Origin of the sequence: Amycolatopsis sp. YIM 10 (assembly GCF_009429145.1) — a bacterium.
Lineage (GTDB): Bacteria > Actinomycetota > Actinomycetes > Mycobacteriales > Pseudonocardiaceae > Amycolatopsis.
On sequence record NZ_CP045480.1, the window covers coordinates 1,919,186 to 1,945,933 of the forward strand.

Sequence of the window (26,748 nt, forward strand, 5' to 3'; positions counted from 1 at the left end):
GTCCTCAGTCGGAGTCCTGCTTGAGCGCCGTGTCGATGGTCAGCGCGGCGGCCACCACCATGCTGGCCAGCGGGTCCGGCAGCTGCCGGTGGATCTGCACCACGTAGTTGTCCGCGGTGGTGAAGGCGGCCTTGACGAACCCGCCGAAGGTCTTGGTCACCCTGGCCACCTCCTCGCCGGACTCGTCGCGGATGGAGAAGTTCCACGCGCGCCAGTTCTCCGCGTGGATGCCTCCCACCTTACGATCACCGACCAGGAAAGCGAACCTGATCTTGCCGATCATGTTCTCCTGCACGATCTCGCCGATCGGCGAGTCGTCGGCCCTGGTCACCAGGAACCGCGACTTGAAGATCTTGCGCGGCCGGGTCACCTTGAGCACCGTGCTGTGGTTGGCGTCACGCACCTCGAACCGGTGCGTGAGGTACTGGTCGTAGGCGGTGAGCAGGCGCATCACCTTGCGCAGCGTGCTCTGCCCGACCTGGACCACCCCGCCGAGCCGGTTGCCGTCGGCGTCGAACACGCCGAACTCGTTGGCCAGCTCGATCAGCTTCGCCCGCTGGTTGACCACCAGCACCGGTTCGGTGAACAGCGTTCCACCGCCACCGCGCACCGCCTGGCCCTTCGTCGCCCTGGCCGCCTGCGCGCGGATCCGGTTCGGGTCGGGCGTGCCCTCGATGTCCAGCTCGATCCTTTCGGCGTCGTGCGGACGCGGGGCCGGGCGGGTGTGCTCGGTCCACCCGCCACCGTCCCACCAGCGCTGCGTGGTGGGATCGGCGCGGTCGGCGTACCAGCCCGGCTGCGAAGAGCTCGTCATGGCGGTCGAGCGTAATGCGAGTACCGCCAAAGTGGCGGTGATCAGGGGATTTACCGGGAATGTCCGTGTTCGACGAGTGGCATTCCCCGGACCGGGCCTAGTCCGGTCCGCTCTCGTTGATCAGCCGCTCCAGTTCCCGGCGCAACAGGCCGAGCCGGGCGTCGGCGAGCAGCGGGATCTCGCGGCGGCGGCGGCGCACCGCGGTCAGGTCGATGTCCACCAGGGTCAGCGATTCCTCCCACGTCGGCGCGGTGGCCACCACCGAGCCCCACGGGTCGATCACCCGCGAACCACCCCAGAAGCGCACACCCGCCTCGTCGCCGACCCGGTTCACGAAGATCACCCAGCACTGCTGCATGCGCGCGGTGAACACGAGCAGGTCGTGCCAGTACTCGGCGGGGTCGAACGAGCCTGCGGTCAGCTTGGCCGCGCTGTTGGTCGGCACCACCAGCACCTCGGCGCCGTCCTGCGCGGCCAGCCACGGCAGCATCGGCTGCCACGCGTCGTTGCAGATCAGCGTGGCGAACCGGCCGTGCCTGGTGTCGAAGGCGCGCATGGTCTGACCGGGGCTGGCGTGCTTGCGCTCCTCCCAGATCAGGTAGTTCGGCAGGTACAGCTTCCGGTGGTTGTGCACCATCTCGCCGTCGGACAGGTACAGCGCGGAGTTGTGCCTGCGGATCCGGCCGTCCTCGAGCAGGCCGATCACCACGTCGGGGCCGTGCTTGGCCAGTTCGGCGAGGCGCGGGTCGTCCGGCCAGAGCGAGATGTCCTCGGCGAGCTGCCCGAGCGCGTAGCCGGTCAGGCTCAGCTCGGGGAACACCACCAGATCCGCGTCCTGGGCCGCGGACTCCTTGATGAGCTGCTCGGTGCTGGTCAAGTTTCCGTCGACGTCGCCGAGGCGGCAGTCGGTCTGGGCCAGTGCCACGCGCATCGCGGTTTCACCTCCTCGTTGATCATCCGTAGCTGACTGACCACAGTGTGACTTCCGCACGCCGGGAGCGACAGGCGACGGGGCGAGCGTTTACCCGCGTGCAACACCGAGCACAATCGGCCGGGTGAACGAACGAGCATGGCGGGCCGGCGCGGCCACCGGAATCGGATCGATGCCGGGCACCGACGTCGCCGAGGCGGCGGCGGTGATCTTCGGTGAGCTCGCGGATTTCCCGCACGAACCCGAACTGCCCGCTCGCGGGGTGGGGGCCGACCTGCTCGGCCGGACCGCCGCGCTCCTGGTGGACCTGGCGGTCGAGGTGGTGCCGTCGGGCTACCGCGTCGCCGCGCGGCCGGGGCACGACCACCGGCGCGCGACCGACCTCCGCCGCTGGGACCTCGACGCCGTGCAGGAGGCGGCCGGGCGGCCACCGCTGATCAAGACGCAGGTCGCGGGACCGTGGACGCTGGGCGCCGGGATCGAGCTGGCGCGCGGGCACCGCGTGCTCACCGATCGCGGCGCGTTGCGCGAGTTCACCGAGTCGCTGCTCGAAGGCCTGCGCGCGCACGTCGCCGAGCTGAGCGCGCGGACCGGCGCGAAGGTGGTGGTGCAGCTGGACGAACCGTCGCTGCCCGCGATCCTCGCCGGTTCACTGTCCACCCCGTCCGGTTACGGCACCGTGCCCGCCGTGCCCGAGCCGGAGGCGCGTGAACTGCTCACCCGCGCGGTCGACGGCGTGCGGTCGATCACCGGGCAGCCGGTGATCGTGCACTGCTGCGCCGAGCGCCCGCCGTTCGCGCTGCTGCGGTCGGCGGGGGCCGGGGCGATCGCCTTCGATCTGACCGTTGTCGACTTGTCGTCCGCCCTGCTCGACGAGATCGGCGAGACCTGGGACTCCGGAGTGGAGTTGTTCCTGGGCCTCACGCCGGTGAAGCCGTCCGGGAAGGACCTGCGCGCGATCGCCCGTCCCGCACTGGACCTGGCCGACCGGCTGGGCTTCAACCGCTCGATCCTGACCGAACGCGCCGTGCCGACGCCGGTATGCGGCCTCGCGGGTTCCCCGGCGGACTGGATGCGGCGCGCGCTTTCGCTGACCACGGACCTGGGTAAGGCGTTTGCCGAACCTCCGGAGACCTGGTGACCAAGGTGCTGTCCGGTGAGCCAGGCCGAGCCGCCCGCACCGCCGGGAACCACCTGGATCACGAAGCCCATCGGCCTGACTCACCGGACAGCACCTAGAGTCGCCTTCGTGGGTATCCGGGACTTCTGCCGCCGTAAGCAAGCCACCCCCGATCCGCGGACGGAGTGGCCGGAGCAAACCGTGCCCGAGGACCCGGATGCCGCCGCGGTGGCGTTCTGGGAGCGCTGGTTCGAGCTGCTGCCGGAGATCAGCGCGGCGCTGGGCGACCGCGAACCGCAGCGCGTGGAGCACGAGTTGTGCCAGGCGGTCGCGCTGGTGCACCCGGACCTCCAGTTCTCGCTGGACCGCGGTCAGCGCGCGATCTACTCGCTCGTGCTGACTTCGCAGGAGGACCCGGAACTGCGCCGCTACACCGACGCGTGGAAGGCCGCCGCGCCCGCCGAGGACGCGATCTGGGAGTACCACGACTCGGTGCCGCCGGTGCCGGACCCGACCGAGGTGACGGTCAACCTCGGCGAGCACCGCGTCCCGCTCGGCGAGGTGCGCGTGGTGGCGCAGGTGGACGAAGCCGAGCAGGTGGTCGACGTGGCGGTGTTCCACCCGCTGCTCGCCGAGCTGTCCGCCGATTCGCGCACGGCGATGACCTTCCTGCCGCTGGACGCGACGCTCGGCGAGCGGCTCGCCGCGGAACGCCTGCGCCGCGTGGAAACCGCCGAAACCGAACCGGCGGAGACCATCACCCTGTTGGAGCTTCGAGCGCTCGTCCACGGGCTGTCGACCGGAAATGTCGGTGGCACGGACTAGTCTTACCCCTTGTGAGCAGCGAAGAACTTCCGTCAGACCAGGTCGCTCCCGAGGCCGCGCAGGACATCGCGGACGTCCCCGCCGACGTCCGCGAGCGCCACGGCGCGCTCGCCGAGGAGATCCGCGGGCACCAGTTCCGGTACTACGTGCTGGACTCGCCGACCATTTCGGACGGACAGTTCGACGTCCTGCTGCGTGAGCTGGAAGAGCTGGAGCAGGAGTATCCCGGACTGGCCACTCCGGACTCGCCGACGCAGCGGGTCGGCGGCACCTTCTCCACCGAGTTCACCGCGTACGACCACCTCGAGCGCATGTACAGCCTGGACAACGCGTTCGACGCCGAGGAGCTGGCCGCGTGGGTGGAGCGCACGGAGAAGGAGATCGGCTCCACGCAGTACCTGTGCGAGCTGAAGATCGACGGGCTGGCGATCAACCTGCTCTACGAGAAGGGCAAGCTGACCAGGGCGCTGACCCGCGGCGACGGCCGCACCGGTGAGGACGTCACGCTCAACGTCCGCACCCTGGACCAGGTGCCGGACAGGCTGACCGCCACCGACCGGTTCCCGGTGCCGGATCTGGTCGAGGTGCGCGGTGAGGTGTTCTTCCGGGTGGAGGACTTCACCGAGCTGAACGCGCGGCTGGTCGAGGCGGGCAAGCCGCCGTTCGCGAACCCGCGCAACACCGCCGCCGGTTCGCTGCGGCAGAAGGATCCGAAGGTGACCAAGAGCCGCAAGCTGCGGCTGATCTGCCACGGTCTCGGCAAGCGCGATGGCTTCGAACCCACGCGGCAGTCCGAGGCCTACGACGCGCTGGCGGCCTGGGGACTGCCGGTTTCCGCGCACACCAAGGTGCTCACCTCGGCCGCCGAGCTGAGCGAGCACGTCGAGTACTGGGGCGAGCACCGGCACGACGCCGAGCACGAGATCGACGGCGTGGTGATCAAGGTCGACCAGGTGTCGCTGCAGCGCCGCCTCGGCACCACCTCGCGCGCGCCGCGCTGGGCGATCGCCTACAAGTACCCGCCGGAGGAGGCCACCACCAAGCTGCTCGACATCCAGGTCAACGTCGGGCGCACCGGCCGGGTCACCCCGTTCGCGGTGATGGAGCCGGTGAAGGTGGCCGGGTCCACCGTGGCGATGGCCACCCTGCACAACGCCGAGGAGGTCAAGCGCAAGGGCGTGCTGATCGGCGACCGGGTGGTGATCCGCAAGGCCGGTGACGTGATTCCCGAGGTGCTCGGGCCGGTGGTGGACGCGCGCACCGGCGAGGAACGCGAGTTCCTGATGCCCACGCGCTGCCCCGAATGCGGCACGAAGCTCGCCTACCAGAAGGAAGGCGACGTCGACATCCGCTGCCCGAACGCGCGGACCTGCCCGGCGCAGCTGCGCGAGCGGCTGTTCCACCTGGCCGGGCGCGGTGCCTTCGACATCGAGGTCCTCGGCTACGAGGCCGCGTCGGCGCTGCTGGAGTCGGGCGCGGTGGCCGACGAGGGCGACGTGTTCGACCTCGACGAGGCGCGACTGTCCGAAGTGGAGTTGTTCCGCACCAAGGCGGGCGAGCTTTCGGCCAACGCGCGGCGGCTGCTGGCGAACCTGGACTCGGCCAAGGATCGTCCACTGTGGAAAGTCATTGTCGGTTTGTCGATCCGGCACGTCGGGCCGACCGCGGCGCAGGCGCTGGCGCGGGAGTTCGGCTCGCTGGAGCTGATCGAGCAGGCCACCGAGGAACAGCTGGCCGACGTCGACGGCGTGGGGCCGACGATCGCGCACGCGGTGCAGGAGTGGTTCGAGGTCGACTGGCACCGCGAGGTGGTCGAGAAGTGGCGCCGGGCCGGGGTGCGGATGGAGGAGGAGCGCGACACCTCCATTCCGCGCAACCTCGAAGGTCTGTCCATTGTGGTCACCGGCTCACTGGATACCTTCTCGCGCGACGAGGCCAAGGAGGTCATCATGGCCCGCGGCGGCAAGGCGGCGGGCTCGGTGTCGAAGAAGACGGCCTTTGTGGTGGTCGGGGATTCGCCGGGGACCAAGTACGACAAGGCGGTCCAGCTGAAGGTGCCGGTGCTCGACGAGAACGGCTTCCGGGTGCTGCTGGACCGCGGGCCGGAGGCGGCCGCGGAGGTCGCGCTGGTGCCCGAGGAGCCCGCCGCCGCCGAAGAGTGACGTCCGAAAACCGCCAGCCTCCGCGTTTTCGGGGACGCAGGATCGGCTCATGCGTGAGTTCCGGTTCGGAGTGGTGGCGGAGTCCGTTCGCGATGGCGCGCGGCTGATCGAGACGGCGAAGGAGGCCGAGCGGCTCGGGTATTCGACCTTGCTGATCCGGGACCACTTCGTCACCGAGCCGTTCGGCGACCAGCTGTCGCCGATGCTCGCGCTGACCGCCGTCGCCGCGGCGACCACGCGGTTGCGGGTGGGCACGCTGGTGCTGTCGAACGACTACCGGCATCCCGTGCTGCTGGCGAAGGAGGCCGCCACGCTGCAGCACCTGTCCGGCGGGCGGTTCGAGCTGGGCATCGGGGCGGGCTGGCTGCTGGACGAGTACGAGCGCGCCGGGCTGCCCTTCGACCCGGCCGGCACCCGGGTCTCGCGGCTGTCGGAGTCGCTCAGCGTGCTGGACGGGCTGCTGAGCGGGGAGAAGGTGACCTACTCGGGCACGCACTACCGCGTGCGGGACCTGTCGGTCTTCCCGCCGGCGCCGCGGCCGCCGCTGCTGGTCGGGGCCGGGGGCAAACGCATGCTCCGGCTGGCCGGTCGGGTCGCGGAGGTGGTCGGCATCCTGCCGATCGCGCTGCCCGGCGGGAGCATCTCGGACGCGATGTCGGAGCGGTCGGCGGAGACCATGGCGCGCAAGGTCGGCTGGGTGCGGGAGAGCGGCCGGGACGTGGAACTGAGCCAGATCCTCTCGTTCGAACTGACCGACGACCACCGCGCGGCCGCGGAACGCACCGCGCGCAGCCGAGGCTGGGGCGCCTCAGCGGCGGACTTCGTGCTGGACATGCCTTCGCGCGTGATCGGTTCAGTCACCCGCATCGCCGACGAACTCCACCGCCGCCGGGACCGGTACGGCCTGACCTACCACGTCATCTCGGACCGGGACATGCACGCTTTCGCACCCGTCGCCGCCGCCCTGCGCTGACATTTCGCAGCGAATCACTCGGACGAGGGAGGGCGCCGTGCCGTGAAAGCCACCTTCACGGCGTTCTGACTCACCCGTCCAGGACGACGGCGACGATCCCCGCCAGGTGCGCCAGGCGCGCCACCTCGGCCGCCCGGAACATCGGGCCGCCCGGACGGCCCACCAGCAGCGCCCGGTCCGGCTTGCCCAGTGGCGTGGCGGCCAGCTCGGTGCCCAGTTCCTTCCACGTGTCCGGGATCCACGCCGCCTCGCTGTCGAGCACGGTGGCGCGTTCCAGCGGCAGCCACGGCAGGTCGGTGATCGGCGCCTCGGGCGCCGCCGCCGACGAGGCGAGCCGTTGCAGCGAGTCGCCCGCGGGGGTGACCACGATCGCCCAGCCGGACCGGATGATCCGCGGCACACCCTCGGCCAGCAGGTCGAGCCCGGTCTTCGGGGTCGCCGCGATCTCCTCGACCAGTTCCAGTTCGCGGTGCGTGTCGAGCACGCCCGCGTACGGTCGCACGGCGTCGACCTCCACGCCTTCCACGCTCTCGGCCGCGGTGATCAGCGCGTCGGGCAGGCTGCCGGTGGGCAGCTCGACGACCAGGTCGTCGATGGCCACGCCGCTGGTGCGCTCCACCACGTCCACGCTGAGGATGTCGGCCCCGACCGTGCCCAGTGCGGTGGCCACCGCGCCGAGGGTCCCTGGGCTGTCCGGGAGCTGGACCCGGATCAGGAACGACACAGCGAACCCCTCTCACGCCGGGCGCGGAGCCTCGCCGTCCACGCAGGTGCCGGGCGCCGATTGTGGCAGACGGAGATGACGATGGGGATTCGCCGTCCGGGTCGCGGGACGGCGCGGGTGCCGATAACCCAGTCGAGTCCGCCGGTGCGGTGACCATAGACTGGCGACCTCGGAAGAACCCGCCCGACACAGCCACGGAGAGTCACTCGCGTGCCCAACATTTCCCGCGACGAGGTCGCACACCTGGCGAAGCTCGCCAGGCTGGCCGTCACCGACGAGGAGCTGGCGACCTTCGCCGGCCAGCTCGACCAGATCCTGGACGCCGTGGCCAAGGTGGGCGTCGTCGCCGACCAGGACGTTCCGCCCACCTCGCACGCCGTGCCGCTGACCAACGTCTTCCGTGAGGACGTGGTCCGGCCCAGCCTCGCGCAGGAGCAGGCGCTTTCCGGCGCGCCGGCCGCCGAAGACGGCCGCTTCCGCGTGCCGCGCATCCTGGGGGAGGAGTAAGCATGTCCGAGCTGACCAGGCTCACCGCCACCGAGCTGGCGGACAAGATCAAGTCCCGTGAGGTCTCCGCGGTCGAGGTCACCCAGGCCCACCTGGACCGGATCGCCGAGGTCGACGGATCGCTGAACGCGTTCCTGCACGTCGACACCGATGGCGCGCTCGAGGCCGCCCGCGCGGTCGACGCCGACGCCGCCGAGGGCCGCCAGGCCTCGCCGCTGGCCGGCGTGCCGCTCGCGCTGAAGGACGTGCTGACCACCAAGGGCCTGCCGACCACCTGCGGTTCGCGCACCCTCGAAGGCTGGCTGCCGCCGTACGACGCCACCGTCACCCGCAAGCTCCGCGAAGCGGGCGTGGTGATCCTCGGCAAGACGAACATGGACGAGTTCGCGATGGGTTCCTCCACCGAGAACTCCGCCTTCGGGCCGACCCGCAACCCGTGGGCGCACGACCGCATCCCCGGCGGCTCCGGCGGTGGTTCCTCCGCCGCGATCGCCGGGTTCGAGGCGGCGCTGGCCATCGGTACCGACACCGGCGGCTCGATCCGCCAGCCCGGCGCGGTCACCGGCACGGTCGGCGTGAAGCCCACCTACGGCGGCGTGTCCCGCTACGGGCTGGTCGCCTTCTCCTCGTCGCTGGACCAGGCCGGTCCCTGTGCGCGCAACGTGCTGGACGCGGCGCTGCTGCACGAGGTCATCGCCGGGCACGACCCGCTCGACTCGACCTCCATCGACGCGCCGGTGCCGCCGGTGGTGGCCGCCGCCCGCGAGGGCCTCAAGGGCGACCTCAAGGGCGTGCGCGTCGGCGTGGTCAAGGAGTTCTCCGGCGAGGGCTACCAGTCGGGCGTGCTGCGCTCCTTCGAGGCGGCCGTCGAGCAGCTGCGTGACCTCGGCGCCGAGGTGATCGAGGTCTCCTGCCCGAACTTCACCCTGGCGCTGCCCGCCTACTACCTGATCGCGCCGAGCGAGGCCTCGTCGAACCTCGCCCGCTTCGACGCCATGCGCTACGGCCTGCGTGTCGGTGACGACGGCACGCACAGTGCCGAGGAAGTCATGTCGATGACCCGCGAGGCCGGTTTCGGCCCCGAGGTCAAGCGGCGGATCATGCTCGGCACCTACGCGCTGTCGGCCGGTTACTACGACGCCTACTACGGCTCGGCGCAGAAGGTCCGCACGCTGATCACCCGCGACTTCGAAGCGGCGTTCAACCAGGTGGACGTGCTGGTCAGCCCGACAACGCCGACCACGGCGTTCAAGATCGGCGAGCGGGTCGACGACCCGATGGCGATGTACCTGTCCGACATCTGCTCGATCCCGTCGAACCTGGCCGGCAACGCCGCCATGAGCGTCCCGAGTGGACTGTCCGAAGAGGATGGACTGCCGGTCGGGCTGCAGATCATGGCGCCCTCGCTGGCCGACGACCGGCTCTACCGGGTCGGCGCCGCCTACGAGGTCGCGCGTGACGCGGCGGCCGGTGGCCCGCTGGTGCACCGCGTTCCGGAACTGGAGGCAGCGAAGTGAGCAAGAAGAACCAGATCCGCGGGCTGATCGCGCTCGGCACCTCGGCGGCCAGCGCGACCAGCGCCTTCTCCGGCGTCCGCAAGGCCCGGGAGGACAAGGACAAGCTGACGATGGTCAACGCCGTGGCGAGCGCCGTGGTGGCCATCACCGGTGCCCTGCTGGCGGTGCGCACGCTGCGGAAGGACGGGAAGAAGTGACGGCCGTGGCGGAAACCATGGACTACGCCGAGGTGATCGAGCGCTTCGACCCGGTGCTCGGCCTCGAGGTGCACGTGGAGCTGTCCACGAAGACCAAGATGTTCTGCGGCTGCGAGAACCGGTTCGGCGGCGAGCCCAACACGCACGTCTGCCCGACCTGCCTCGGCCTGCCCGGTGCGCTGCCGGTGGTCAACGGGCTCGCGGTGGAGGGGGCGATCCGGATCGGCCTGGCGCTCAACTGCGAGATCGCGCAGTGGTGCCGGTTCGCCAGGAAGAACTACTTCTACCCGGACATGCCGAAGAACTTCCAGACCTCGCAGTACGACGAGCCGATCGCCTTCAACGGCCACCTCGACGTCACGCTCGACGACGGTGAGGTCGTGCGCATCGAGATCGAGCGCGCGCACATGGAGGAGGACACCGGCAAGTCGCTGCACGTCGGTGGCGCCACCGGACGAATCCACGGCGCCGAGCACTCGCTGCTCGACTACAACCGCGCCGGCGTGCCGCTGATCGAGATCGTCACCAAGCCGATCACCGGCACCGGCGAGCGCGCCCCCGAGGTCGCCCGCGCCTACGTCACCGCCCTGCGGGACCTGCTGCGCGCGCTGGACGTTTCCGACGTCCGGATGGACCAGGGCTCGCTCCGCTGCGATGCCAACGTCTCGCTGATGGCCAAGGACGCGGCCGAATTCGGCACGCGCACCGAGACCAAGAACGTCAACTCGCTGCGCAGCGTCGAGCGCGCGGTGCGCTACGAGATGACGCGCCAGGCGGCGATCCTGGTCGGCGGCGGCTCGATCACCCAGGAGACGCGGCACTTCCAGGAGGCCGACGGCACCACCTCGGCCGGTCGTACCAAGGAGACCGCCGAGGACTACCGGTACTTCCCGGAGCCCGACCTGGTGCCGATCGCGCCGTCCCGCGAATGGGTCGAGGAACTGCGCGGCACCATGCCCGAGCTGCCGTGGGAGCGGCGCAAGCGGGTCCAGGCCGAGTGGGACCTGACCGACGCCGAACTTCGCGACCTGATCAACGCGGGCGCGGTCGACCTGATCGCGGCCACCGTCGACAAGGGCGCGAGCCCGGCCGACGCGCGCGGCTGGTGGGTCTCGTACCTGACCCAGCAGGCCAACAAGCTCGGTGTGGAGCTGGGCGAGCTGGCGATCACCCCGGCGCAGGTGGCGCGGGTGATCGCGCTGGTCGGCGAAGGCGCGCTGACCAACAAGCTGGCCCGCGAGGTGGTCGACGGGGTGCTCGCCGGTGAGGGCGAGCCCGACGAGGTCGTGGAGAAGCGCGGCCTGAAGGTCGTCTCGGACGATTCGGCGCTGTACAAGGCGGTCGACGAGGCGCTCGCGGCGAACCCGGACATCGCGGAGAAGATCCGCGGCGGCAAGGTGCAGGCGGCAGGCAAGATCGTCGGTGACGTGATGAAGGCGACCAAGGGGCAGGCCGACGCCAAGCGCGTGCGCGAACTGGTCCTGGAACGCGTAGGCGCCTGACTTGCCGGATTTCCGACAAGTCCCCTGGTGGCAGTGGCTCGGGTTCGGGGCGGGGATCGTGGCGTTCGGCGCCATGTTCCTGCCCTGGACCGAGCTGACCGCGGCCGATCCGGAGGTCGCCGAGGCGTTGCGCGAGCTGCCCGCCGGTGACGTGGTGCGGTCGGCGTGGAACTCGGGCTTCTTCGCCTGGGCCGCGCCGGTCCTGCTGTTGCTCGCCGGGATCGCGGCGGTGGTGTTCGGCCAGTCGCGGGCGGCCAGGGTGAACGGGCTGCCGCACCTGTGGCTGATCGTGGCGGTGCTGTCGCTGCTGCTGCTGGTGCTCGGCTGGTGGCTGATCGACTGGCAGTTCGCCGAGGACCAGCGCGGGGTGCTGGCGGCGGGCGGGGTGTCGATCGAGCCGGCGATCGGCCGGTTCCTGGGGCTGGCCGCCGCGGCGGCTTCCGTGGCAGGCTCGGTGTTCGACGTCCGAGCCGCGCGTGCTCAGTACCGGGCCAAGCGGCGGTAGCAACTGCTGGCAGGAGAACGCGCGATGTCGCATGTCCCGCTTCCCGGCGCGGTCGGGGTTTCGCATCTGAGCTGCTACGAATGGCTGGCCGAGGACGGGGTGCGCGGCGGTAGCCCGCACATGCACCTGACCTGCACCGAGGCGTACGTGGTCACCGGCGGGATCGGCGCGGTGCAGACGCTGACCGTCGATGGTTACCAGGAGAACGACCTGTCGGCGGGGTCGATCGTGTGGTTCACCCCGGGCACGGTGCACCGGATGATCCAGCGGGACAACCTGCGGATCACCGTGCTGATGCAGAACAGCGGCCTGCCCGAAGCGGGCGACGCGGTGTTCACCTTCCCGTCTGACGTGCTGGCCGATCCGGCGGCGTATGCGGAGGCGGCGACCTTGCCCGCGAAGGAAGGCCCGGAAGCGGACGCGGCGGCCAAGCGACGGCGGGATCTGGCGGTCAAGGGCTACCTGGTGCTGCGGGAAGCCGCCCAGGACGGTGACGACGGCCCGATGCGCGAGTTCCACCGGGCGGCCGCGGCGATCGTGGCGCCGAAGGTGGAGCGCTGGCTGCCGATCTGGCAGGAAGGCGCGCTGGCCGCGGCCGAACGCACCGGCGCCCAGCTGAAAGCCCTGCTCGACGGTGACGCGAGCCACCTGGCCCAGGCGCGGGTGGTGACGGCCACCCCGTCACGCCACGGCGGTTACGGCATGTGCGGCCGGCGGGACGAGTACGAACTGCCCGGCATCACCGTGCCCGACGCCATCCGAGCCGCGAAGCCCTAGCGAGGGTCAGTCCTTGCCCGGGATGGCGGCGCTCGGCTGGATGACGATGAGCACCACGCGGTCGTCGCTGGAGACGGGCTCGCCGCCGTCCTTGTTGACCGTGCCCGCCACCGCCAGTTCCGCGCTGATCTGCTCCATCCCGGCCAGCCGCCCGTAGGTGCGGCTGTTGTTCTGCCCGTCGAGCGAGACCGACGGCTTGCCGCTGATCGAGCCGTCCGTGGCGATCGGCAGGTTCTGCATGTTCCCGGCGGTCGAGGTGGCGACCATGATCAGGCTGGTGCCGTCGACGCACCCGGCCACGCCCGGCCGGTCCGGCCAGGTCCACGCCGGCGAGGTCAGCGCCTGCCCCGGCGTGACGCGGTAGAGCACGTCCTTGTCGGCGGCCCGGTCGGTGACCCACAGCCGCGAGCCGTCCGGTGACTTGCACAGCCCGCCCGGCGACGTCAGCCCGCTGGCCAGCACGGCCGACGACGGGTTCGGATTGCCCTGCGCGGGCTGGCCGGAGGTGTCGATGCGCAGCACCTTGCCCGCCAGCGAGTTCGGATCGGCCGACGCGGCCGGATTGCCCGCGTTGCCGGTGGCCACCAGCAGCGCGCCGTTGCCGTCGGAGGTCAGCGAGCCCGCGTTGCCGCTGCCGCCGCGCGGGATGCCGGTGAGCACCGGCTTCGGCTGCTGCCCCTTGGCGAAGCGCACCACCCGGTTGTCCGTCGGCGTGGTGACGTAGGCGAAGACCAGCTGGTCCTCGGCGAAGCTGGGCGACAGCGCCAGCCCGGTCAGCCCGCCGCCACCGGTGGAATCCACCGCCAGCTCGGCGTACTGCTCCTTCTCCGCGCCCGAGGTCACCTGGAACACGCGCCCGCTCTTGCGCTCACCGGCCAGCGCCGCCGGGGTCTGCCCGCCGGGCAGCGCGGCCACCGCGGCGACGGTGTCCAGGCAGGTGCCGATCACCGCTTCGTCGAAGTCCTTGCAGCCCTGGGGCGGCGGGACCGAGGTCGGCGGGGCCGACGGGCCCGGCTTCTTGCCGGGGGCGGTGCCCTCCGCGCCGGGCAGCTCCGGTTGCGGCCCGGCCTGCGGGGTCAGCTCCGGGGCCGGCTTCCAGTCCTGCGCGGTGGGCGTGCCGTCGAAATCGGCGCAGCCGGACAGCAGCAGGATGCCGCAGGCCAGCGGGGCCAGCGGCCAGTGGGCGATCCGCCGTGACCTGGTGCGCATGATCTCCAGAGGGTAGGCGCTCGCCCGTGAACCTCGGGTGAGCGCCCCGACCGGCTAACGTGGTGATCATGCCGCTCATCGTGCTCGTGCCCGACGAAGACGGCGTGACCGCGCTCTCCCGCGTCCCCGGGGTGAAACCGGTGCGGTACACGCCAGGTTCGGCCCTGCCGCCGGAGGCCGCCGAAGCGGAGGTCCTGGTCCCGGGGCCGGTGCGCTCGGCCCCGGAGCTGCTGCCCCAGCTGCCGAAGCTGAAACTCATCCAGTTGCTGTCGGCGGGCGCCGAGGACTGGATCCCGGTGGTACCGCCGGACGTGCTGCTCTCCACCTGCCGCGGCGCGCACGGCGGGGCTACGGCCGAATGGGTGGTTGCCGCGCTGCTGTCCATCTACCGGGAACTGGGCCGGTTCGGTGCCGATCAGGCCGCGCGCGTGTGGAACCGGCACAGCACCGACACCCTGCAGGAGCAGCGCGTGCTGATCATCGGTGCCGGTGACCTCGGCAGTCAGCTCCGCCGTCGGCTGGAGCCGTTCGACACGCACGTGACCATGGTCGGGCTGACCGCCCGCGAAGGCGTTTCCGGCGTGGACGAGCTGCCCTCGCTGCTGCCGGAGCACGACGTGGTGGTGCTGATGGTGCCGCTGACCTCCCGCACCCGCGGCATGGTCGACGCCGAGTTCCTCGCCTCGATGCGCGACGGCGCGGTGCTGGTCAACGCCGCGCGCGGGCAGGTGGCCGACACCGACGCGCTGGTCGCGGAGCTGGGCAAGGGCAGGCTGCGGGCCGCGCTCGACGTGGTGGACCCGGAACCGCTGCCGCCCGACCATCCACTGTGGACCATGCCGGGGGTGCTGCTGACCCCGCACGTGGCCGGGGCCGCGCGTGGCTCGCGGCGGCGCTCGTACGCGGTCGCGGCCACCGAGATCGGCCGGTACGCCGGCGGTGAGCTGCCGGACAACCTGGTGCACGGGGAGTACTGAGCAACCGGGCACCGGGAATTCCGGCATAGGGCATGCGCCGGACAGCCGCATCCCTTACCCTGCGCGCGTGAGCACTCACGATGACGACTATCGGACGAGCGGCACCGGCGGCGGCAGCCTGTTCGACGACAGCGCCTACTCCACCGCGCAGACCAGCCTGATCGACGAGGTCGAGGACAAGCCGGCCAAGGACACCGGCACCCGGTGGCACGGCGGCCTGGACTTCGGGTTGCTGCTCCTGCGCCTGGTGCTCGGCGGCACGATGGGCGCGCACGGCCTGCAGAAGCTGTTCGGCTCGTTCGGCGGGCCGGGTATCGACGGTTTCGCCGGTTACCTGCAGCAGCTCGGCTTCACCGGTCAGTTCACCCTGCTGTCGTGGATCACCGCGCTGAGCGAGGTGATCGGCGGCGTGCTGCTGGTGCTGGGGCTGTTCACCCCGATCGGCGCGTCGGCCCTGCTCGGGGTGACCGCGAGCATCGTCTACGTCAAGTTCAGCGGTGGGTTCTTCAGCGCGGCGGGCAAGGGCTTCGAGTTCGAGCTGCTGCTGGCCACGGCCGCGCTGGCGCTGCTGTTCACCGGCTCGGGCCGGATCGCGCTCGACGTGAACACCCCGTGGCGCCGCAAGCCGATGCCTTTTGCCATCTTCGGCCTGCTGATCGCCGCCGCGGGCGCGGTGCTCGTCCTCACCTTGTTCCGCTGACGCCGTGAATGTGGCTTTGACGGCAGGTTTCCCAGCGCCGGGAAAGCCACATTCACGGCAGTCGGACTGCCGAGAGGGCCGGGGTTACTTGTTCGGGTCCCGGACGGCGCCGGTGTCGGCGGAGGTGGCCATCCGGGCGTAGGCGCGCAGCGCGCTGGTCACCGGGCGCTGCCGCTCCGCCGGCTGCCACGGCCGCTCGCTGGCCTCCATCTTCGCCCGCCGCTCCGCCAGCACGTCGGCGTCGACGAGCAGTTCGAGCCGCCGCTCACGCACGTCCAGCAGGATCTCGTCGCCGTTCTGGACCAGGCCGATCGTGCCGCCCGCCGCGGCCTCGGGGGAGATGTGCCCCACCGAGATGCCCGACGAACCACCCGAGAACCGGCCGTCGGTGATCAGCGCGCACTTCTTGCCGAGGCCGGAGCCCTTGAGGAACGCCGTCGGGTGCAGCATCTCCTGCATCCCGGGCCCACCCGCCGGACCCTCGTAGCGCACCACCAGCACCTCACCGGCCTGGATCTGCTTGCCGAGGATGACCGAAACGGCCTCTTCCTGGCTTTCCACCACCCTGGCCGGGCCCTGGAACCGCCACAGCGACTCGTCGATGCCCGCGGACTTGATCACCGCGCCGTTCTCGGCGAGATTGCCGCGCAGGATGGCCAGCCCGCCGTCGGCGGTGTAGGCGTGCTCGACGTCGCGGATGCAGCCACCGGCCGCGTCGGTGTCCAAAGAGGACCAGCGGTTCGAGGTGGAGAACGCCTTCGTGGTGCGCACCCCGCCCGGCGCCGCGTGGTACAGCTCCAGCGCCTTCTCCGACGGGGACTCGGCGCGAATGTCCCAAGTGGACAGCCACTCGGCCAGCGTCGGCGTGTGCACCGAGGTGACCTCTTCGTTGAGCAGGCCGCCGCGCCACAGTTCACCGAGGATCGCCGGAATGCCACCGGCTCGGTGCACGTCCTCCATGTGGTAGTCGGAGTTCGGCGCCACCTTCGACAGGCACGGCACACGCCGCCCGATCGCGTCGATGTCGTCGATGGTGAAGTCGATCTCGCCTTCCTGCGCGGCGGCGAGAACGTGCAGCACGGTGTTCGTCGAACCGCCCATCGCCATGTCCAGCGCCATCGCGTTCTCGAACGCCTGCTTGTTCGCGATCGTGCGCGGCAGCGCCGTCTCGTCATCCTCGCCGTACCAGCGCTTGCACAGCTCGACCACGGTGCGGCCGGCCTCGGCGAACAGTTCGCGGCGCGCGGCGTGCGTGGCCAGCGTGGAACCGTTGCCCGGCAGGGAAAGCCCGAGCGCCTCGGTCAGGCAGTTCATCGAGTTCGCGGTGAACATGCCCGAGCACGAACCACAGGTCGGGCAGGCCGAGCGCTCGACCTCGGCCAGCGACTGCTCGTCCACCGCGGCGTTGGCCGAGGCGGAGATGGTGGTGATCAGGTCGGACGAGGGGTGCGCCACGTCGCCGACCACCACGGCCTTGCCCGCCTCCATCGGACCGCCGGAGACAAAAACCACCGGGATGTTCAGCCGCATCGCGGCGTTGAGCATGCCCGGGGTGATCTTGTCGCAGTTGGAGATGCACACCAGCGCGTCGGCCTGGTGCGCGTTGACCATGTACTCCACCGAGTCGGCGATGATCTCGCGCGAGGGCAGCGAGTAGAGCATGCCGCTGTGACCCATGGCGATGCCGTCGTCCACCGCGATGGTGTGGAACTCGCGCGCGACGCCACCGGCTTCGGCGACGGCCTCGGCCACGATGTCGCCGAGGTCCTTGAGGTGCACGTGCCCCGGCACGAACTGGGTGTAGGAGTTGGCGATGGCCACGATGGGCTTGCCGAAGTCGCTGTCGGTCATCCCGGTGGCACGCCACAGGGAACGGGCGCCCGCGGCGTTGCGGCCGTGGGTGGTGGTGCGGGAGCGCAGCTGAGGCACGGCTCCTCCGTAACTTGTGCTCGAAAAAACTCAGGAGTTCGGCCCAGGCGCGGGTGAGCGCCACAGGGCCTTGCCGGGAGCGGTACGCCCGAGATTACTCCTCGTCGGCGAGCTGCCCGCTGGGGTCGTCGAGCCGGCCGCCGCTGACCAGGCTGAGCACCGGGAGGTGACGGGTGCGCACGGCGGGCAGCGCCACCTTGGTGTCGTCGCCGAGCACGGCGATCACCTTCGACTTTTCGGTGAGCGTGAAGCCTTTCAGCGACTCCCACGGCAGCACGCGCCGGCCGAGCAGCGTCCGCACGGTGATTCCGTCGGCGTCGGCGGTGGTGCGCGTGCGGATCACCCACGCGCCGATGCCCAGCGGGATCAGGTAGAGCGCCTGGAGGCCGGGCAGGGCGAATGCGACCGGAGTCACACAGACGGCGAGGAAGAGCACGGCCAGCAGCGCCGTACCGGGTACCCGGAAGATCGCCTTCGGGGCGGTGGGGGCGTTGTCCTGCGGTGTTTCTTCGGCCACCCCAAGATGGTGCACCGCGCGCGGGGCGGCCTTCGAGCGGGGTCCGGGCTCCCAGCATCCGGACACACCGTCCCGCAGAGTTGACACCCTCACCGTCGAAGGATTAACGTCCGTGCCGTGACACCGCAGACCGGCCTCGTACTTCCTCAGCGCGTCGACGCTTAGGGAGAGCCCGCTGCGTCGACGCGCGACCCTCGTGCGACCTTTATCGGTCGGCGGGGGTTTTTTGTTGCCCCAGCCCCGTTTGCCACCCGAATGAGTGACACCGACACCCACGAGGCAGAACCGATGACTAGCGCCACCTCGCGATCGGAAACGAACGCCGGGCCGCCCGCCGCAGCGGCGGGCCAGTCCGGGCACCGTCCGAAGCCCACCCCGCCGGCCGGCACCCCGGTCCGGGTGACCGGGGCCCAGTCCCTCGTGCGCTCGCTCGAGGCCGTCGGCGCGGAGGTGGTTTTCGGCATTCCCGGCGGCACCATTCTCCCGGCCTACGACCCGCTGCTCGACTCGACGAAGGTGCGGCACGTGCTCGTCCGGCACGAGCAGGGCGCCGGCCACGCGGCCACCGGTTACGCGCAGGCCACCGGCAAGGTCGGGGTGTGCATGGCCACCTCGGGCCCGGGTGCGACGAACCTGGTCACCCCGCTGGCCGACGCGAACATGGACTCGGTGCCGGTGGTCGCCATCACCGGGCAGCAGAGCCGCGCGCTGATCGGCACCGACGCCTTCCAGGAAGCCGACATCTGCGGCATCACCATGCCGATCACCAAGCACAACTTCCTGGTCACCAACCCGGTCGACATCCCGCGTGTGATCGCCGAGGCCTTCCACCTCGCCTCCACCGGCAGGCCCGGCCCGGTGCTGGTGGACATTCCCAAGGACGTGCTGCAGGAGACCACCTCGTTCAGCTGGCCGCCGGAGATGCGACTGCCCGGCTACCGGCCGACCCTGCGCCCGCACGGCAAGCAGGTCCGCGAGGCGGCCAAGCTGATCTCGCGCTCGCGCCGCCCGGTGCTCTACGTCGGTGGCGGGGTGATCAAGGCCAAGGCGTCCAGGCAGCTGCTCGAACTGGCCGAGACCACCGGCATCCCGGTGGTCACCACGCTGATGGCGCGCGGTGCCTTCCCCGACTCGCACCGCCAGCACCTCGGCATGCCGGGCATGCACGGCTCGGTCGCCGCGGTGGCCGCGATGCAGCGGGCCGACCTGATGATCGCGCTGGGTGCCCGGTTCGACGACCGGGTCACCGGTCAGCTGTCCTCGTTCGCGCCGGACGCCACCGTGGTGCACGCCGACATCGACCCGGCGGAGATCTCCAAGAACCGCAAGGCGGACGTGCCGATAGTGGGCGACTGCGCGGAGATCATCAACGAGCTCATCGCCGCCGTGCGCGCGGAGAACGAGAAGCCCGACCTCGGCGCGTGGTGGACGCAGATCGACTCGTGGCGCGACACCTTCCCGGCCGGGTACGAGTGGCCGGTCGACGGCACGCTCTCGCCGCAGTACGTGATCGAGCGGATCGGCCGGCTGGTCGGGCCGGACGCGATCTACACCGCGGGCGTCGGCCAGCACCAGATGTGGGCCGCGCAGTTCATCAAGTACGAGAAGCCGGCCACCTGGATCAACTCCGGCGGGCTCGGCACGATGGGCTTCGCCGTGCCGGCCGCGATGGGCGCGCAGTTCGGCATGCCGGACAAGCAGGTCTGGGCGATCGACGGCGACGGCTGCTTCCAGATGACCAACCAGGAACTGGCCACCTGTGCCATCGAGGGCGCGCCGATCAAGGTCGCGGTGATCAACAACGGCAATCTCGGCATGGTCCGCCAGTGGCAGAACCTCTTCTACTCGGAGCGGTACTCGAACACCGATCTCGGTACGCACAAGCACCGCATCCCCGACTTCACCCTGCTCGCCGAGGCGCTCGGCTGCGCCGGTCTCCGCTGTGAGACCAAGGAGGAGGTCGACCAGGTGATCCAGCGCGCGATGGAGATCAACGACCGCCCGGTGGTGATCGACTTCGTGGTCGGCAAGGACGCCCAGGTGTGGCCGATGGTGGCCGCGGGCACCGGCAACGACGAGATCATGGCCGCGCGCGGCATCCGCCCGCTCTTCGACGACGACGAGGTGTCGCAATGACCAACCACACGCTGAGCGTTCTCGTGGAGAACGTGCCCGGTGTGCTCGCCCGGGTGTCCGGGTTGTTCTCCCGCCGGGGCTTCAACATCGAGTCCCTCGCCGTCGGACCCACGGAGAACCCGGAGGTGTCCAGGATGACGATCGTGGTGGCCGTCGAAGAGTTACCCCTCGAACAGGTCACCAAGCAGCTCAACAAGCTGGTCAACGTCATCAAGATCGTGGAGCTCGAACCGTCCACCGCGGTCCGCCGCGAACTGCTGCTGGTCAAGGTCAGGGCCGACGCCACCGTGCGCAGCCAGGTGCTCGAGACCGTGCAGTTGTTCCGGGCCAAGGTGGTGGACGTCTCGCCGGAGTCGCTGACCGTGGAAGCCACCGGTACCAGCGACAAGATCGGTGCGCTGCTGCGCATGCTCGAGCCGTACGGTGTGCGGGAACTCGTGCAGTCGGGCATGGTCGCCGTCGGCCGCGGTCCGCGTTCCATCACCGCAACCAGTACTCGCTGAAATATTTTCGGAAGGAAGCAGTAACCCTCATGGCAGTGGAAATCTTCTACGACGACGACGCCGACCTCAGCATCATCCAGGGTCGCAAGGTCGCCGTGATCGGCTACGGCAGCCAGGGGCACGCGCACGCGCTGAGCCTGCGCGACTCCGGCGTCGACGTCCGTATCGGCCTGCCCGAGGGATCCAAGTCCCGGGCGAAGGCCGAGGAGCAGGGCCTCAAGGTGCTCACCCCGGCGGAGGCTTCGAAGGAAGCCGACCTGATCATGATCCTGGCGCCGGACACCAAGCAGCGCTTCATCTACGCCGAGGACATCGAGCCGAACCTGAAGGACGGCGACGCGATCTTCTTCGGGCACGGCTTCAACATCCGGTACGAGCTGATCAAGCCGCCGACCGGGATCGACGTGGCCATGGTCGCGCCGAAGGGCCCTGGCCACCTGGTGCGCCGCCAGTTCGTCGACGGCAAGGGCGTGCCCGCGCTGATCGCGGTGGAGCAGGACGCCACCGGTGGCGCCGAGGCGCTCGCGCTCTCCTACGCGGCGGCCATCGGCGGCGCCCGGGCCGGGGTCATCAAGACCACCTTCACCGAGGAGACCGAGACCGACCTCTTCGGTGAGCAGGCGGTGCTCTGCGGTGGCGCGTCCGCGCTGGTGCAGACCGGCTTCGAGGTACTGACCGAGGCCGGTTACGCGCCGGAGATCGCCTACTTCGAGGTGCTGCACGAGCTGAAGCTGATCGTCGACCTGATGTACGAGGGCGGCATCGCCCGCCAGCGCTACTCGGTGTCCGACACCGCGGAGTACGGCGACCTCACCCGCGGCCCGCGGGTGATCACGCCGGCGGTGAAGGAGGAGATGAAGAAGATCCTCGGCGAGATCCAGGACGGCACCTTCGCCCGCGAATGGGTGGCCGAGGACGAGGCCGGGCGGCCGAACTTCACCAAGCTGGAGGAGCAGGGCGCCCAGCACCCGATCGAGGAGACCGGCAAGAAGCTGCGCGACCTGATGTCGTGGGTGGACCGGCCGATCACCGAGACCGCCTGATCTTCCCGGTGCGCGGCCCCGGTTCGGAACGATCTTTCCGGGCCGGGGCCGCTACCGTGTGCGCATGGACGACAAGGCACACATCCGGCACGAACTCGATCTCTCCGCCGCGCAGTGGCGGCAGGCGGGGCCGGAGGGCGAGGTGGCCTTCGTGCCGCACACCGACGGGGTCACCTACATCGCCCTGCGCCGGGCGGGCGCGGACACCGTGCTGGTGTTCACCCCGTCGGAGTGGACCGCCTTCCGCGCGGGCGTGCACGACGCCGAGTTCGACCGCCCAGCCGACCTCTGACACCCGGGACTGCCAACCCGCAAGCCAGCGCGCCTGAGAGGCCGGTCACAGCCCATAGACCTCAGGTTTGGTCGAGGTTGGACGCTGGTGTCCGACGACCAGCCGCACCATGGGCTGCCGCACAAGAGGAGCGAAGTTGAGCGCGGACACCGGGTTTTACTCGATCATCGAGCACGCCGGCAAGGCCGAGGCCCGGGTGAGCGCAACCCCGACCCACACGGTCGCCCGCGAGATCGGTCCAGGGCCGCGGGCGACCGATTCCTGACCCCCGGTCAATCGAGAAGGGGCAGTCATGAAGGTCGAAGTCTTCGCAGACGTGCTGTGTCCATGGTGCTTCATCGGCAAGCGACGCCTCGCCACCGCACTGGCACAGATCACCGACCGGAACAAGGTGGAGGTGGTGTGGCGCAGCTACGAACTGGCGCCGGATGAGGGACGGGTTCCCGGCCAGACGGCGGCCGAAGCGATGGGGCAGTGGTGGGGCGAGCAGGCACCGGCCAGGATCGCCCACATCCAGGCGGTGGGCTCCGCGGACGGACTGGAACTGAATCTCCACATCGCTCGGCCGGTGAACACCTTCAACGCTCACCGGCTGATCCACCTGGCCGCCGGGCACGGCCTGGCCGACGAGATGATGGAGCGCCTGCTGCACGGCTACCACACCGAGGGACTCAACATCGCCGACCCGCAAATCCTGGCACGGTTGGGTGCCGAGGCAGGGCTGGACGCCACCGAGGTGCGCGCCCTGTTGGCTGGCAACGCCCACGCCGACAGCGTCCGGGCCGATGAGCGCCGCGCCGCCGAGTTGGGGGTCACCAGCGTCCCGTCAGTGGTGATCGATGGCAGAACCGTGGTTTCGGGCGTCCAACCACCCGCCGAACTCCAGCGCCTGATCGAGCACGCCTTGGCCGCCTCACGCACCACGCAGGGACGCGCGCCGTGAAAGCCATACTCACGGCGTGCGCAGGAGGGCGGCCGCGGTTTCGTGGCCGCCGAACTCCGCCCAGCTGAGGGCATCGCCCTCGTGGTTGTGGTCGCGCAGGGTGCGGTCGGCGCCGGCGGCCAGCAGCAGCGAGATGGTGTCGGTGTGGCCGTGCTGGGCGGCCAGGTGCAGTGCGGTGACGCCCTCCCCGTGGCCCGGCCCGCCGAAGGTGCCGCGCCGGTTCGGGTCCGCGCCCAGGTCGAGCAGGCGACGCACCGCGCGTTGCTTCCCACCCGCGGCCGCCCAGGTCAGTGCGGTGCCCCGATAGACGTCGGCGTCGATCCGCGCGCCCCGCGCCACCAAGGTCGAGAGCGCCTCGGCCTGGTCGTTGCGCGCTGCCCACGAGAGGGCTTCGTCGAGCACCTCGGCCGGATCGGCTGAGGGCCGCCAGGACGGGAAACCGCTGTGCGGCCGGTAGAACTCCCGATGCGCACCGGCGTCCGGCCCGGCCAGGCCCAGCCGTCCGAGCCCGGCGGCCACCCGCAGGTTCGGCGGCCACACCGCCCGCGCGGCCAGCACCTCCGCCGTCGTGGTGTGCCCCCAGAACAACGCGACCACCAGGGCTGTGCCGCCGTCGCCGCGTGCGGAAAGGTCCGTCCGCGCACCGGCGTCGAGCAGCAGGCGCGCCAGGTGCGGCAGCCCGGTGTACCCGGCCTGGTGCAACGCCGTCCAGCCGTGCGCGTTCGCGTGGTCGACGTTGGCCCCCGCGTCCAACAGCAGCCGCACCAGGCGTTCGTCGCAGGTGGCGGCGGCCATGCCGAGCAGGTCGTTGCCGTTGGTGCCCTGGGCGCCGACCAGGTGCGGAAAGCGTTCCAACGTGGCCGCGAGCCCGGCCACGTCCTGCGCTTCCAGAGCACGGTAGGCGCGGGTGAACGGTTCTTCCCCGAGTTCCCGGACGTGCCGCACCAGCGACGCCCAGCCGTCGAACCCGTGTTCCCGCGCGACCACCGAGCGCGCGCCCGCCCTGGTCAGCGGGGCCTCGACGGTGGCGAAGGAGGCGACCGCGGCCGGGGTGCCGTCCTTCGCCGACGCGAGCAGGCCGAGCGCGCGCTCGGCGTAGTAGTGCGGATCCGGGTGGTAGGCGTGCCGCAGTTCCGGGCCGAACCGGTGCAGCCTGTCCACATAGGACTTCAACTTGGGCCAGCTGGGAAAGCCCTGTTCGCGGGCGATCACGTGCTGGGCGTCGGCCAGCTTCACCGGCCGGCGAGCGGAGCGGAGCCGCTCGACGGCGGCGGGATCGCCCGCGCGGTAGGCCCGCAGCAGGTCCTTCGCGCGTTTGCGCAGTTGTTCGGCGTTGAGCACGGCACTTCCTTCCCCACGCCCGTCGTCCGCCGGCCGGGCAGGAAGAAAGCACTGCTGGCATGGGGTGGAACCGGGGTGGGCTCGGCCCTGCCCGCGGACGGGACGCGGCCCCGGCCGCGCCCGGCCGACGCTACACCAGCTCCGCGAGCACCCGCCACTTCGCGCGCGGCAGGCCTTCGCCGAGCACCTGCACGCACACGTGGTCGGCACCGGCGTCGAGCTGGGCCCGGATCCGGTCGTGCACCGCCTGCTCACCGCCGAACGCCACGATCGCCGTCACCAGCCGGTCGCTGACCTCGGTGAGGTCGTCGTCGGTGAACCCGAGCCGCCGCAGGTTCGCCCGGTGGTGCGCGGCCAGCCCGACGTAACCGGCGACGAACTCGCGGGCGGCCTGGCGTGCCGCGGCCGGGTCCGGATCGAGCACCACGGTCTGCTCAACCGCCAGAAATCCCTTGGGTCCCAACGCTTCCCGTGCGATCGCGGTGTGCTCCGGCGGCACTAAGTACGGGTGCGCGCCGTCGGTGCGCTCGGCGGCCAGTTCCAGCATCCGCGGCCCGAGAGCGGCCAGCACCCGGCGGTGTGGCGCCCTCGGCACGGAGAGGTCGGCGGCGTCCATGCCGTCGAGGTACTCGGTGATCCTCCTCAGTGGACGGTCGCCGGGCAGGTGCCCGCCGAGGCCGAGCACGAACCGGTCCGGGTGCGCCTCGGCGAGCGTCCGCCCGGCGGCGGCCGCGGCCAGTGGCGTGCGCTCGCTGAACCGGGCGATGCCGGTCGCGACCGTGAGCCGCTTCGTGGCCGCGAGCAGCAAACCGGCCTGGGTGAAGGCTTCCCGGCCGCGGTACTCGCCGAACCAGATCGAGTCGAACCCCAGTTCCTCGATCTCCTGTGCCGCCTCGGCTACCTCGCCGACGGGCCGCTCGTCGAAGGCGAAGGTCCAGATCCCCACGCTCACTTGGCGACCTCCAGCAGCACGGGCGCGAGCTTCGCCAGCATGTCGACCTGCGCGGGCAGATCGCTGGTGGACGGCGTGACCAGCACGTGGTCCGCCCCGGCGTCGAGGTGTTCACGCACCCGGCGCGCGACTGCCTCCTCGTCGCCCCAGGCCACCGCCGCGTCGATGAACCGGTCGGTCAGTTCGGTCTCGTAGCCGAACCGGCGCCAGGCGTTGGCGTACGGCTTCACGTCGAGTGCGTAGCGGAGCCAGTCGTGCTGGCTTTCCCTTGCCCGTACCGGATCGGTCTCCAGCAACACGTGAACCTGCGGGATGAGCAGCTTGTCCGGACCGAGGATTTCGCGGGCGAAAGCCGTGTGCTCGACGGGGGTGAAGAACGGGTGCGCGCCTTCCGTGCGCTCCCGCGCCAGTTCGAGCATGCGTGGGCCGACCGCGGCGAGCACACGCGGGAACTCCACCGCGGGCGGGTTCGCTTCGGCTTCGGCGTCCATTGCGGACAGGTAGTCACGCATCTGGGTGAGCGGCCGGTAGTCATCGCCGGTTTTGGCCGCCTGGAAGGCGTGCCCGATGCCGACGCCGAGCACGAACCGTCCGGGGTGGGCGGCCGCCAGGGTGGCCGCGCCGGTCTGCAGCGTCGCGGCCGGCCGGTACCAGGCGTTGGCGATTCCGGTGCCCAGGACCAGATTCCGCGTATCGCCGAGCAGAATTCCGTGGATCGCGAGTGCTTCCCGCGCGCCGACGCCTTCGCCGCTCCACAGCGAGCCGTACCCGAGCCCGTCCAGCCTGCGGGTTTCGCGTCGCTCCACGTCCAGCGGCGGCTTGAGCGGCGCGTTCGCCAGCCAGACCCCGACCGCGCCGAGCGACGCGCGGGTCCGTTCGATCAGTTCCATGAAATCCCTAACATGAGGCAGCCTCCGGTTAACTCGGCCGACTATACGGAGGCTGCCTCCGAAACGCCAGTGGGTATGCTGGGGCAGCGATGACCTCCGTGAAACCGCTGCGTGCCGACGCCAGGCGCAACTACGACCGGCTGCTCGCCGAGGCCGGTGCCGCCTTCGCGCGGGACGGCGTCGACGCCTCGCTGGAGGACGTCGCCAAGGCCGCCGGGGTCGGCATCGGCACCCTGTACCGGCATTTCCCCACGCGTTCCGCGTTGCTGGAGGCGCTGCTGCGGGAGCAGTTCGACGGCCAGGCGGAACTGGGCAGGGAACTGCTCGAACACGACCACCCCGGGGAAGCCCTCTTCCGCTGGCTGCACGAACTCGCCGTGTTGTCGACCAGCTTCCGCGGTCTGATCGAGACGGTCGCGATCGCACTCCGGGACGAAACGTCCGAGTTGTACGAGTCGTGCCACGCCATGCGCGGAATCGGGGGACGGCTGGCCGATCGGGCGCGGGCGGCCGGCGAACTCCGTGAAGACGTCGCAACCGAGGACATGTTGCTGCTGGTCAACGGGGTAGCGTGGGCTTCACAGCACGATCCGGTCGGGGACCAGAGCGTGCCCGTCCTGCTCGAACTTGTTTTCTCCGGGTTGCGTCCCAGTTAACGAGATGGGTTTCCAGCGGGCTAAACTGCGCTGGGTCCGGGCACACCGTGGTGGCCGGTCAGCGGAGGTGGGGCGCGAGCGGCAACCCTGGCACGGATCGGCTGGC

The 26,748-nt window shown here is 70.7% G+C and carries 28 protein-coding genes; 19 read left to right on the top strand and 9 right to left on the bottom strand.

Features of this window, described 5'->3' with window-relative positions; all coding sequences use genetic code 11:
• Window positions 1-4 precede the first annotated feature (4 nt).
• The gene (locus tag YIM_RS09555) at window positions 5-814 is read right to left on the bottom strand and encodes a phospholipid scramblase-related protein (RefSeq protein WP_153030006.1); all 810 of its coding nucleotides are present in this window, start codon (window positions 812-814) and stop codon (window positions 5-7) included.
• A 97-nt stretch (window positions 815-911) separates the two neighbouring features.
• Window positions 912-1,745, bottom strand: coding sequence for a nitrilase-related carbon-nitrogen hydrolase (locus YIM_RS09560; protein ID WP_153030007.1), 834 nt, complete (start codon window positions 1,743-1,745; stop codon window positions 912-914).
• A gap of 124 nt (window positions 1,746-1,869) precedes the next feature.
• On the opposite strand from YIM_RS09560, the gene YIM_RS09565 reads away from it, so the two are divergent.
• The 4 genes from YIM_RS09565 to YIM_RS09580 all read left to right on the top strand — a co-directional run bounded on the left by YIM_RS09565 (window position 1,870) and on the right by YIM_RS09580 (window position 6,825).
• Window positions 1,870-2,886, top strand: a complete 1,017-nt coding sequence (locus YIM_RS09565) for a methionine synthase (RefSeq protein WP_153030008.1) — start codon at window positions 1,870-1,872, stop codon at window positions 2,884-2,886.
• A 114-nt stretch (window positions 2,887-3,000) separates the two neighbouring features.
• Window positions 3,001-3,690, top strand: coding sequence for a hypothetical protein (locus tag YIM_RS09570; RefSeq protein WP_153036883.1), 690 nt, complete (start codon window positions 3,001-3,003; stop codon window positions 3,688-3,690).
• An 11-nt stretch (window positions 3,691-3,701) separates the two neighbouring features.
• Window positions 3,702-5,852, top strand: coding sequence for an NAD-dependent DNA ligase LigA (gene ligA, locus YIM_RS09575; RefSeq protein WP_153030009.1), 2,151 nt, complete (start codon window positions 3,702-3,704; stop codon window positions 5,850-5,852).
• 49 nt (window positions 5,853-5,901) lie between these two features.
• Window positions 5,902-6,825, top strand: coding sequence for a TIGR03621 family F420-dependent LLM class oxidoreductase (locus YIM_RS09580; protein WP_153030010.1), 924 nt, complete (start codon window positions 5,902-5,904; stop codon window positions 6,823-6,825).
• A gap of 70 nt (window positions 6,826-6,895) precedes the next feature.
• Here the strand turns inward: YIM_RS09580 and YIM_RS09585 are convergent, their stop codons facing one another.
• The gene (locus YIM_RS09585) at window positions 6,896-7,549 is read right to left on the bottom strand and encodes an amino acid-binding protein (RefSeq protein ID WP_153030011.1); all 654 of its coding nucleotides are present in this window, start codon (window positions 7,547-7,549) and stop codon (window positions 6,896-6,898) included.
• A gap of 210 nt (window positions 7,550-7,759) precedes the next feature.
• On the opposite strand from YIM_RS09585, the gene gatC reads away from it, so the two are divergent.
• The 6 genes from gatC to YIM_RS09615 are packed head-to-tail and all read left to right on the top strand — an operon-like array spanning window position 7,760 to window position 12,554.
• A complete protein-coding gene (gene gatC, locus YIM_RS09590; protein WP_153030012.1) occupies window positions 7,760-8,056 on the top strand; it encodes an Asp-tRNA(Asn)/Glu-tRNA(Gln) amidotransferase subunit GatC in 297 nt (98 codons plus the stop codon).
• Between the two features lie 2 nt (window positions 8,057-8,058).
• Window positions 8,059-9,573, top strand: a complete 1,515-nt coding sequence (gene gatA, locus YIM_RS09595; RefSeq protein ID WP_153030013.1) for an Asp-tRNA(Asn)/Glu-tRNA(Gln) amidotransferase subunit GatA — start codon at window positions 8,059-8,061, stop codon at window positions 9,571-9,573.
• On the top strand, window positions 9,570-9,770 hold the full coding sequence (locus YIM_RS09600; protein ID WP_153030014.1) for a hypothetical protein: 201 nt from the start codon (window positions 9,570-9,572) through the stop codon (window positions 9,768-9,770). Before gatA ends, YIM_RS09600 begins: the two co-directional genes overlap by 4 nt.
• Window positions 9,767-11,272 carry an Asp-tRNA(Asn)/Glu-tRNA(Gln) amidotransferase subunit GatB gene (gene gatB, locus YIM_RS09605; protein ID WP_153030015.1) on the top strand — a complete coding sequence of 502 codons (1,506 nt, stop codon included), beginning with the start codon at window positions 9,767-9,769 and terminating at the stop codon, window positions 11,270-11,272. Before YIM_RS09600 ends, gatB begins: the two co-directional genes overlap by 4 nt.
• A 58-nt stretch (window positions 11,273-11,330) precedes the next feature.
• Entirely contained in the window at window positions 11,331-11,777 is a 447-nt protein-coding gene (locus tag YIM_RS09610) for a hypothetical protein (protein WP_228004649.1), read from the top strand.
• 24 nt (window positions 11,778-11,801) lie between these two features.
• The gene (locus YIM_RS09615) at window positions 11,802-12,554 is read left to right on the top strand and encodes a cupin (RefSeq protein ID WP_153030017.1); all 753 of its coding nucleotides are present in this window, start codon (window positions 11,802-11,804) and stop codon (window positions 12,552-12,554) included.
• Between the two features lie 6 nt (window positions 12,555-12,560).
• On the opposite strand, the gene YIM_RS09620 is transcribed toward YIM_RS09615, so the two are convergent.
• Window positions 12,561-13,763, bottom strand: coding sequence for a sorbosone dehydrogenase family protein (locus YIM_RS09620; RefSeq protein ID WP_153030018.1), 1,203 nt, complete (start codon window positions 13,761-13,763; stop codon window positions 12,561-12,563).
• Between the two features lie 68 nt (window positions 13,764-13,831).
• Between YIM_RS09620 and YIM_RS09625 the strand changes: the two genes are divergently transcribed.
• Both YIM_RS09625 and YIM_RS09630 read left to right on the top strand, forming a co-directional pair.
• A complete protein-coding gene (locus YIM_RS09625; protein ID WP_194240101.1) occupies window positions 13,832-14,740 on the top strand; it encodes a 2-hydroxyacid dehydrogenase in 909 nt (302 codons plus the stop codon).
• A 67-nt stretch (window positions 14,741-14,807) separates the two neighbouring features.
• Window positions 14,808-15,440, top strand: a complete 633-nt coding sequence (locus YIM_RS09630) for a DoxX family protein (protein WP_370468968.1) — start codon at window positions 14,808-14,810, stop codon at window positions 15,438-15,440.
• 84 nt (window positions 15,441-15,524) lie between these two features.
• On the opposite strand, the gene ilvD is transcribed toward YIM_RS09630, so the two are convergent.
• Window positions 15,525-17,369, bottom strand: coding sequence for a dihydroxy-acid dehydratase (gene ilvD, locus YIM_RS09635; protein ID WP_153030020.1), 1,845 nt, complete (start codon window positions 17,367-17,369; stop codon window positions 15,525-15,527).
• Window positions 17,370-17,463: 94 nt separating this feature from the next.
• Complete coding sequence (locus YIM_RS09640; RefSeq protein ID WP_153030021.1) at window positions 17,464-17,886, bottom strand: PH domain-containing protein; 423 nt, start codon at window positions 17,884-17,886, stop codon at window positions 17,464-17,466.
• 288 nt (window positions 17,887-18,174) lie between these two features.
• Here YIM_RS09640 and YIM_RS09645 point away from each other — a divergent pair, with 288 nt between their 5' ends.
• The 6 genes from YIM_RS09645 (at window position 18,175) to YIM_RS09665 (ending at window position 22,803) form a co-directional block, all read left to right on the top strand.
• Window positions 18,175-20,022 (top strand): acetolactate synthase large subunit, encoded by a 1,848-nt coding sequence (locus YIM_RS09645; RefSeq protein WP_153030022.1) that lies wholly within the window; start codon window positions 18,175-18,177, stop codon window positions 20,020-20,022.
• Window positions 20,019-20,525 (top strand): acetolactate synthase small subunit, encoded by a 507-nt coding sequence (gene ilvN / locus YIM_RS09650; RefSeq protein WP_153030023.1) that lies wholly within the window; start codon window positions 20,019-20,021, stop codon window positions 20,523-20,525. Before YIM_RS09645 ends, ilvN begins: the two co-directional genes overlap by 4 nt.
• 29 nt (window positions 20,526-20,554) lie before the next feature.
• On the top strand, window positions 20,555-21,568 hold the full coding sequence (gene ilvC / locus YIM_RS09655; protein ID WP_153030024.1) for a ketol-acid reductoisomerase: 1,014 nt from the start codon (window positions 20,555-20,557) through the stop codon (window positions 21,566-21,568).
• Window positions 21,569-21,632: 64 nt separating this feature from the next.
• A complete protein-coding gene (locus YIM_RS09660; RefSeq protein ID WP_153030025.1) occupies window positions 21,633-21,860 on the top strand; it encodes a DUF397 domain-containing protein in 228 nt (75 codons plus the stop codon).
• Window positions 21,861-21,996: 136 nt separating this feature from the next.
• Window positions 21,997-22,125 (top strand): hypothetical protein, encoded by a 129-nt coding sequence (locus YIM_RS49630; RefSeq protein WP_255462890.1) that lies wholly within the window; start codon window positions 21,997-21,999, stop codon window positions 22,123-22,125.
• A gap of 27 nt (window positions 22,126-22,152) precedes the next feature.
• Window positions 22,153-22,803 carry a DsbA family oxidoreductase gene (locus YIM_RS09665; RefSeq protein ID WP_153030026.1) on the top strand — a complete coding sequence of 217 codons (651 nt, stop codon included), beginning with the start codon at window positions 22,153-22,155 and terminating at the stop codon, window positions 22,801-22,803.
• 9 nt (window positions 22,804-22,812) lie between these two features.
• Here the strand turns inward: YIM_RS09665 and YIM_RS09670 are convergent, their stop codons facing one another.
• From YIM_RS09670 to YIM_RS09680, 3 genes are all read right to left on the bottom strand, one after another.
• Window positions 22,813-24,144, bottom strand: coding sequence for an ankyrin repeat domain-containing protein (locus YIM_RS09670; RefSeq protein ID WP_153030027.1), 1,332 nt, complete (start codon window positions 24,142-24,144; stop codon window positions 22,813-22,815).
• Window positions 24,145-24,274: 130 nt separating this feature from the next.
• Window positions 24,275-25,096 (bottom strand): TIGR03620 family F420-dependent LLM class oxidoreductase, encoded by an 822-nt coding sequence (locus YIM_RS09675; RefSeq protein ID WP_153030028.1) that lies wholly within the window; start codon window positions 25,094-25,096, stop codon window positions 24,275-24,277.
• The gene (locus YIM_RS09680; RefSeq protein ID WP_153030029.1) at window positions 25,093-25,986 is read right to left on the bottom strand and encodes a TIGR03620 family F420-dependent LLM class oxidoreductase; all 894 of its coding nucleotides are present in this window, start codon (window positions 25,984-25,986) and stop codon (window positions 25,093-25,095) included. Before YIM_RS09680 ends, YIM_RS09675 begins: the two co-directional genes overlap by 4 nt.
• 89 nt (window positions 25,987-26,075) lie before the next feature.
• On the opposite strand from YIM_RS09680, the gene YIM_RS09685 reads away from it, so the two are divergent.
• On the top strand, window positions 26,076-26,642 hold the full coding sequence (locus YIM_RS09685) for a TetR/AcrR family transcriptional regulator (protein ID WP_153030030.1): 567 nt from the start codon (window positions 26,076-26,078) through the stop codon (window positions 26,640-26,642).
• The last annotated feature ends 106 nt before the right edge of the window (window positions 26,643-26,748 follow it).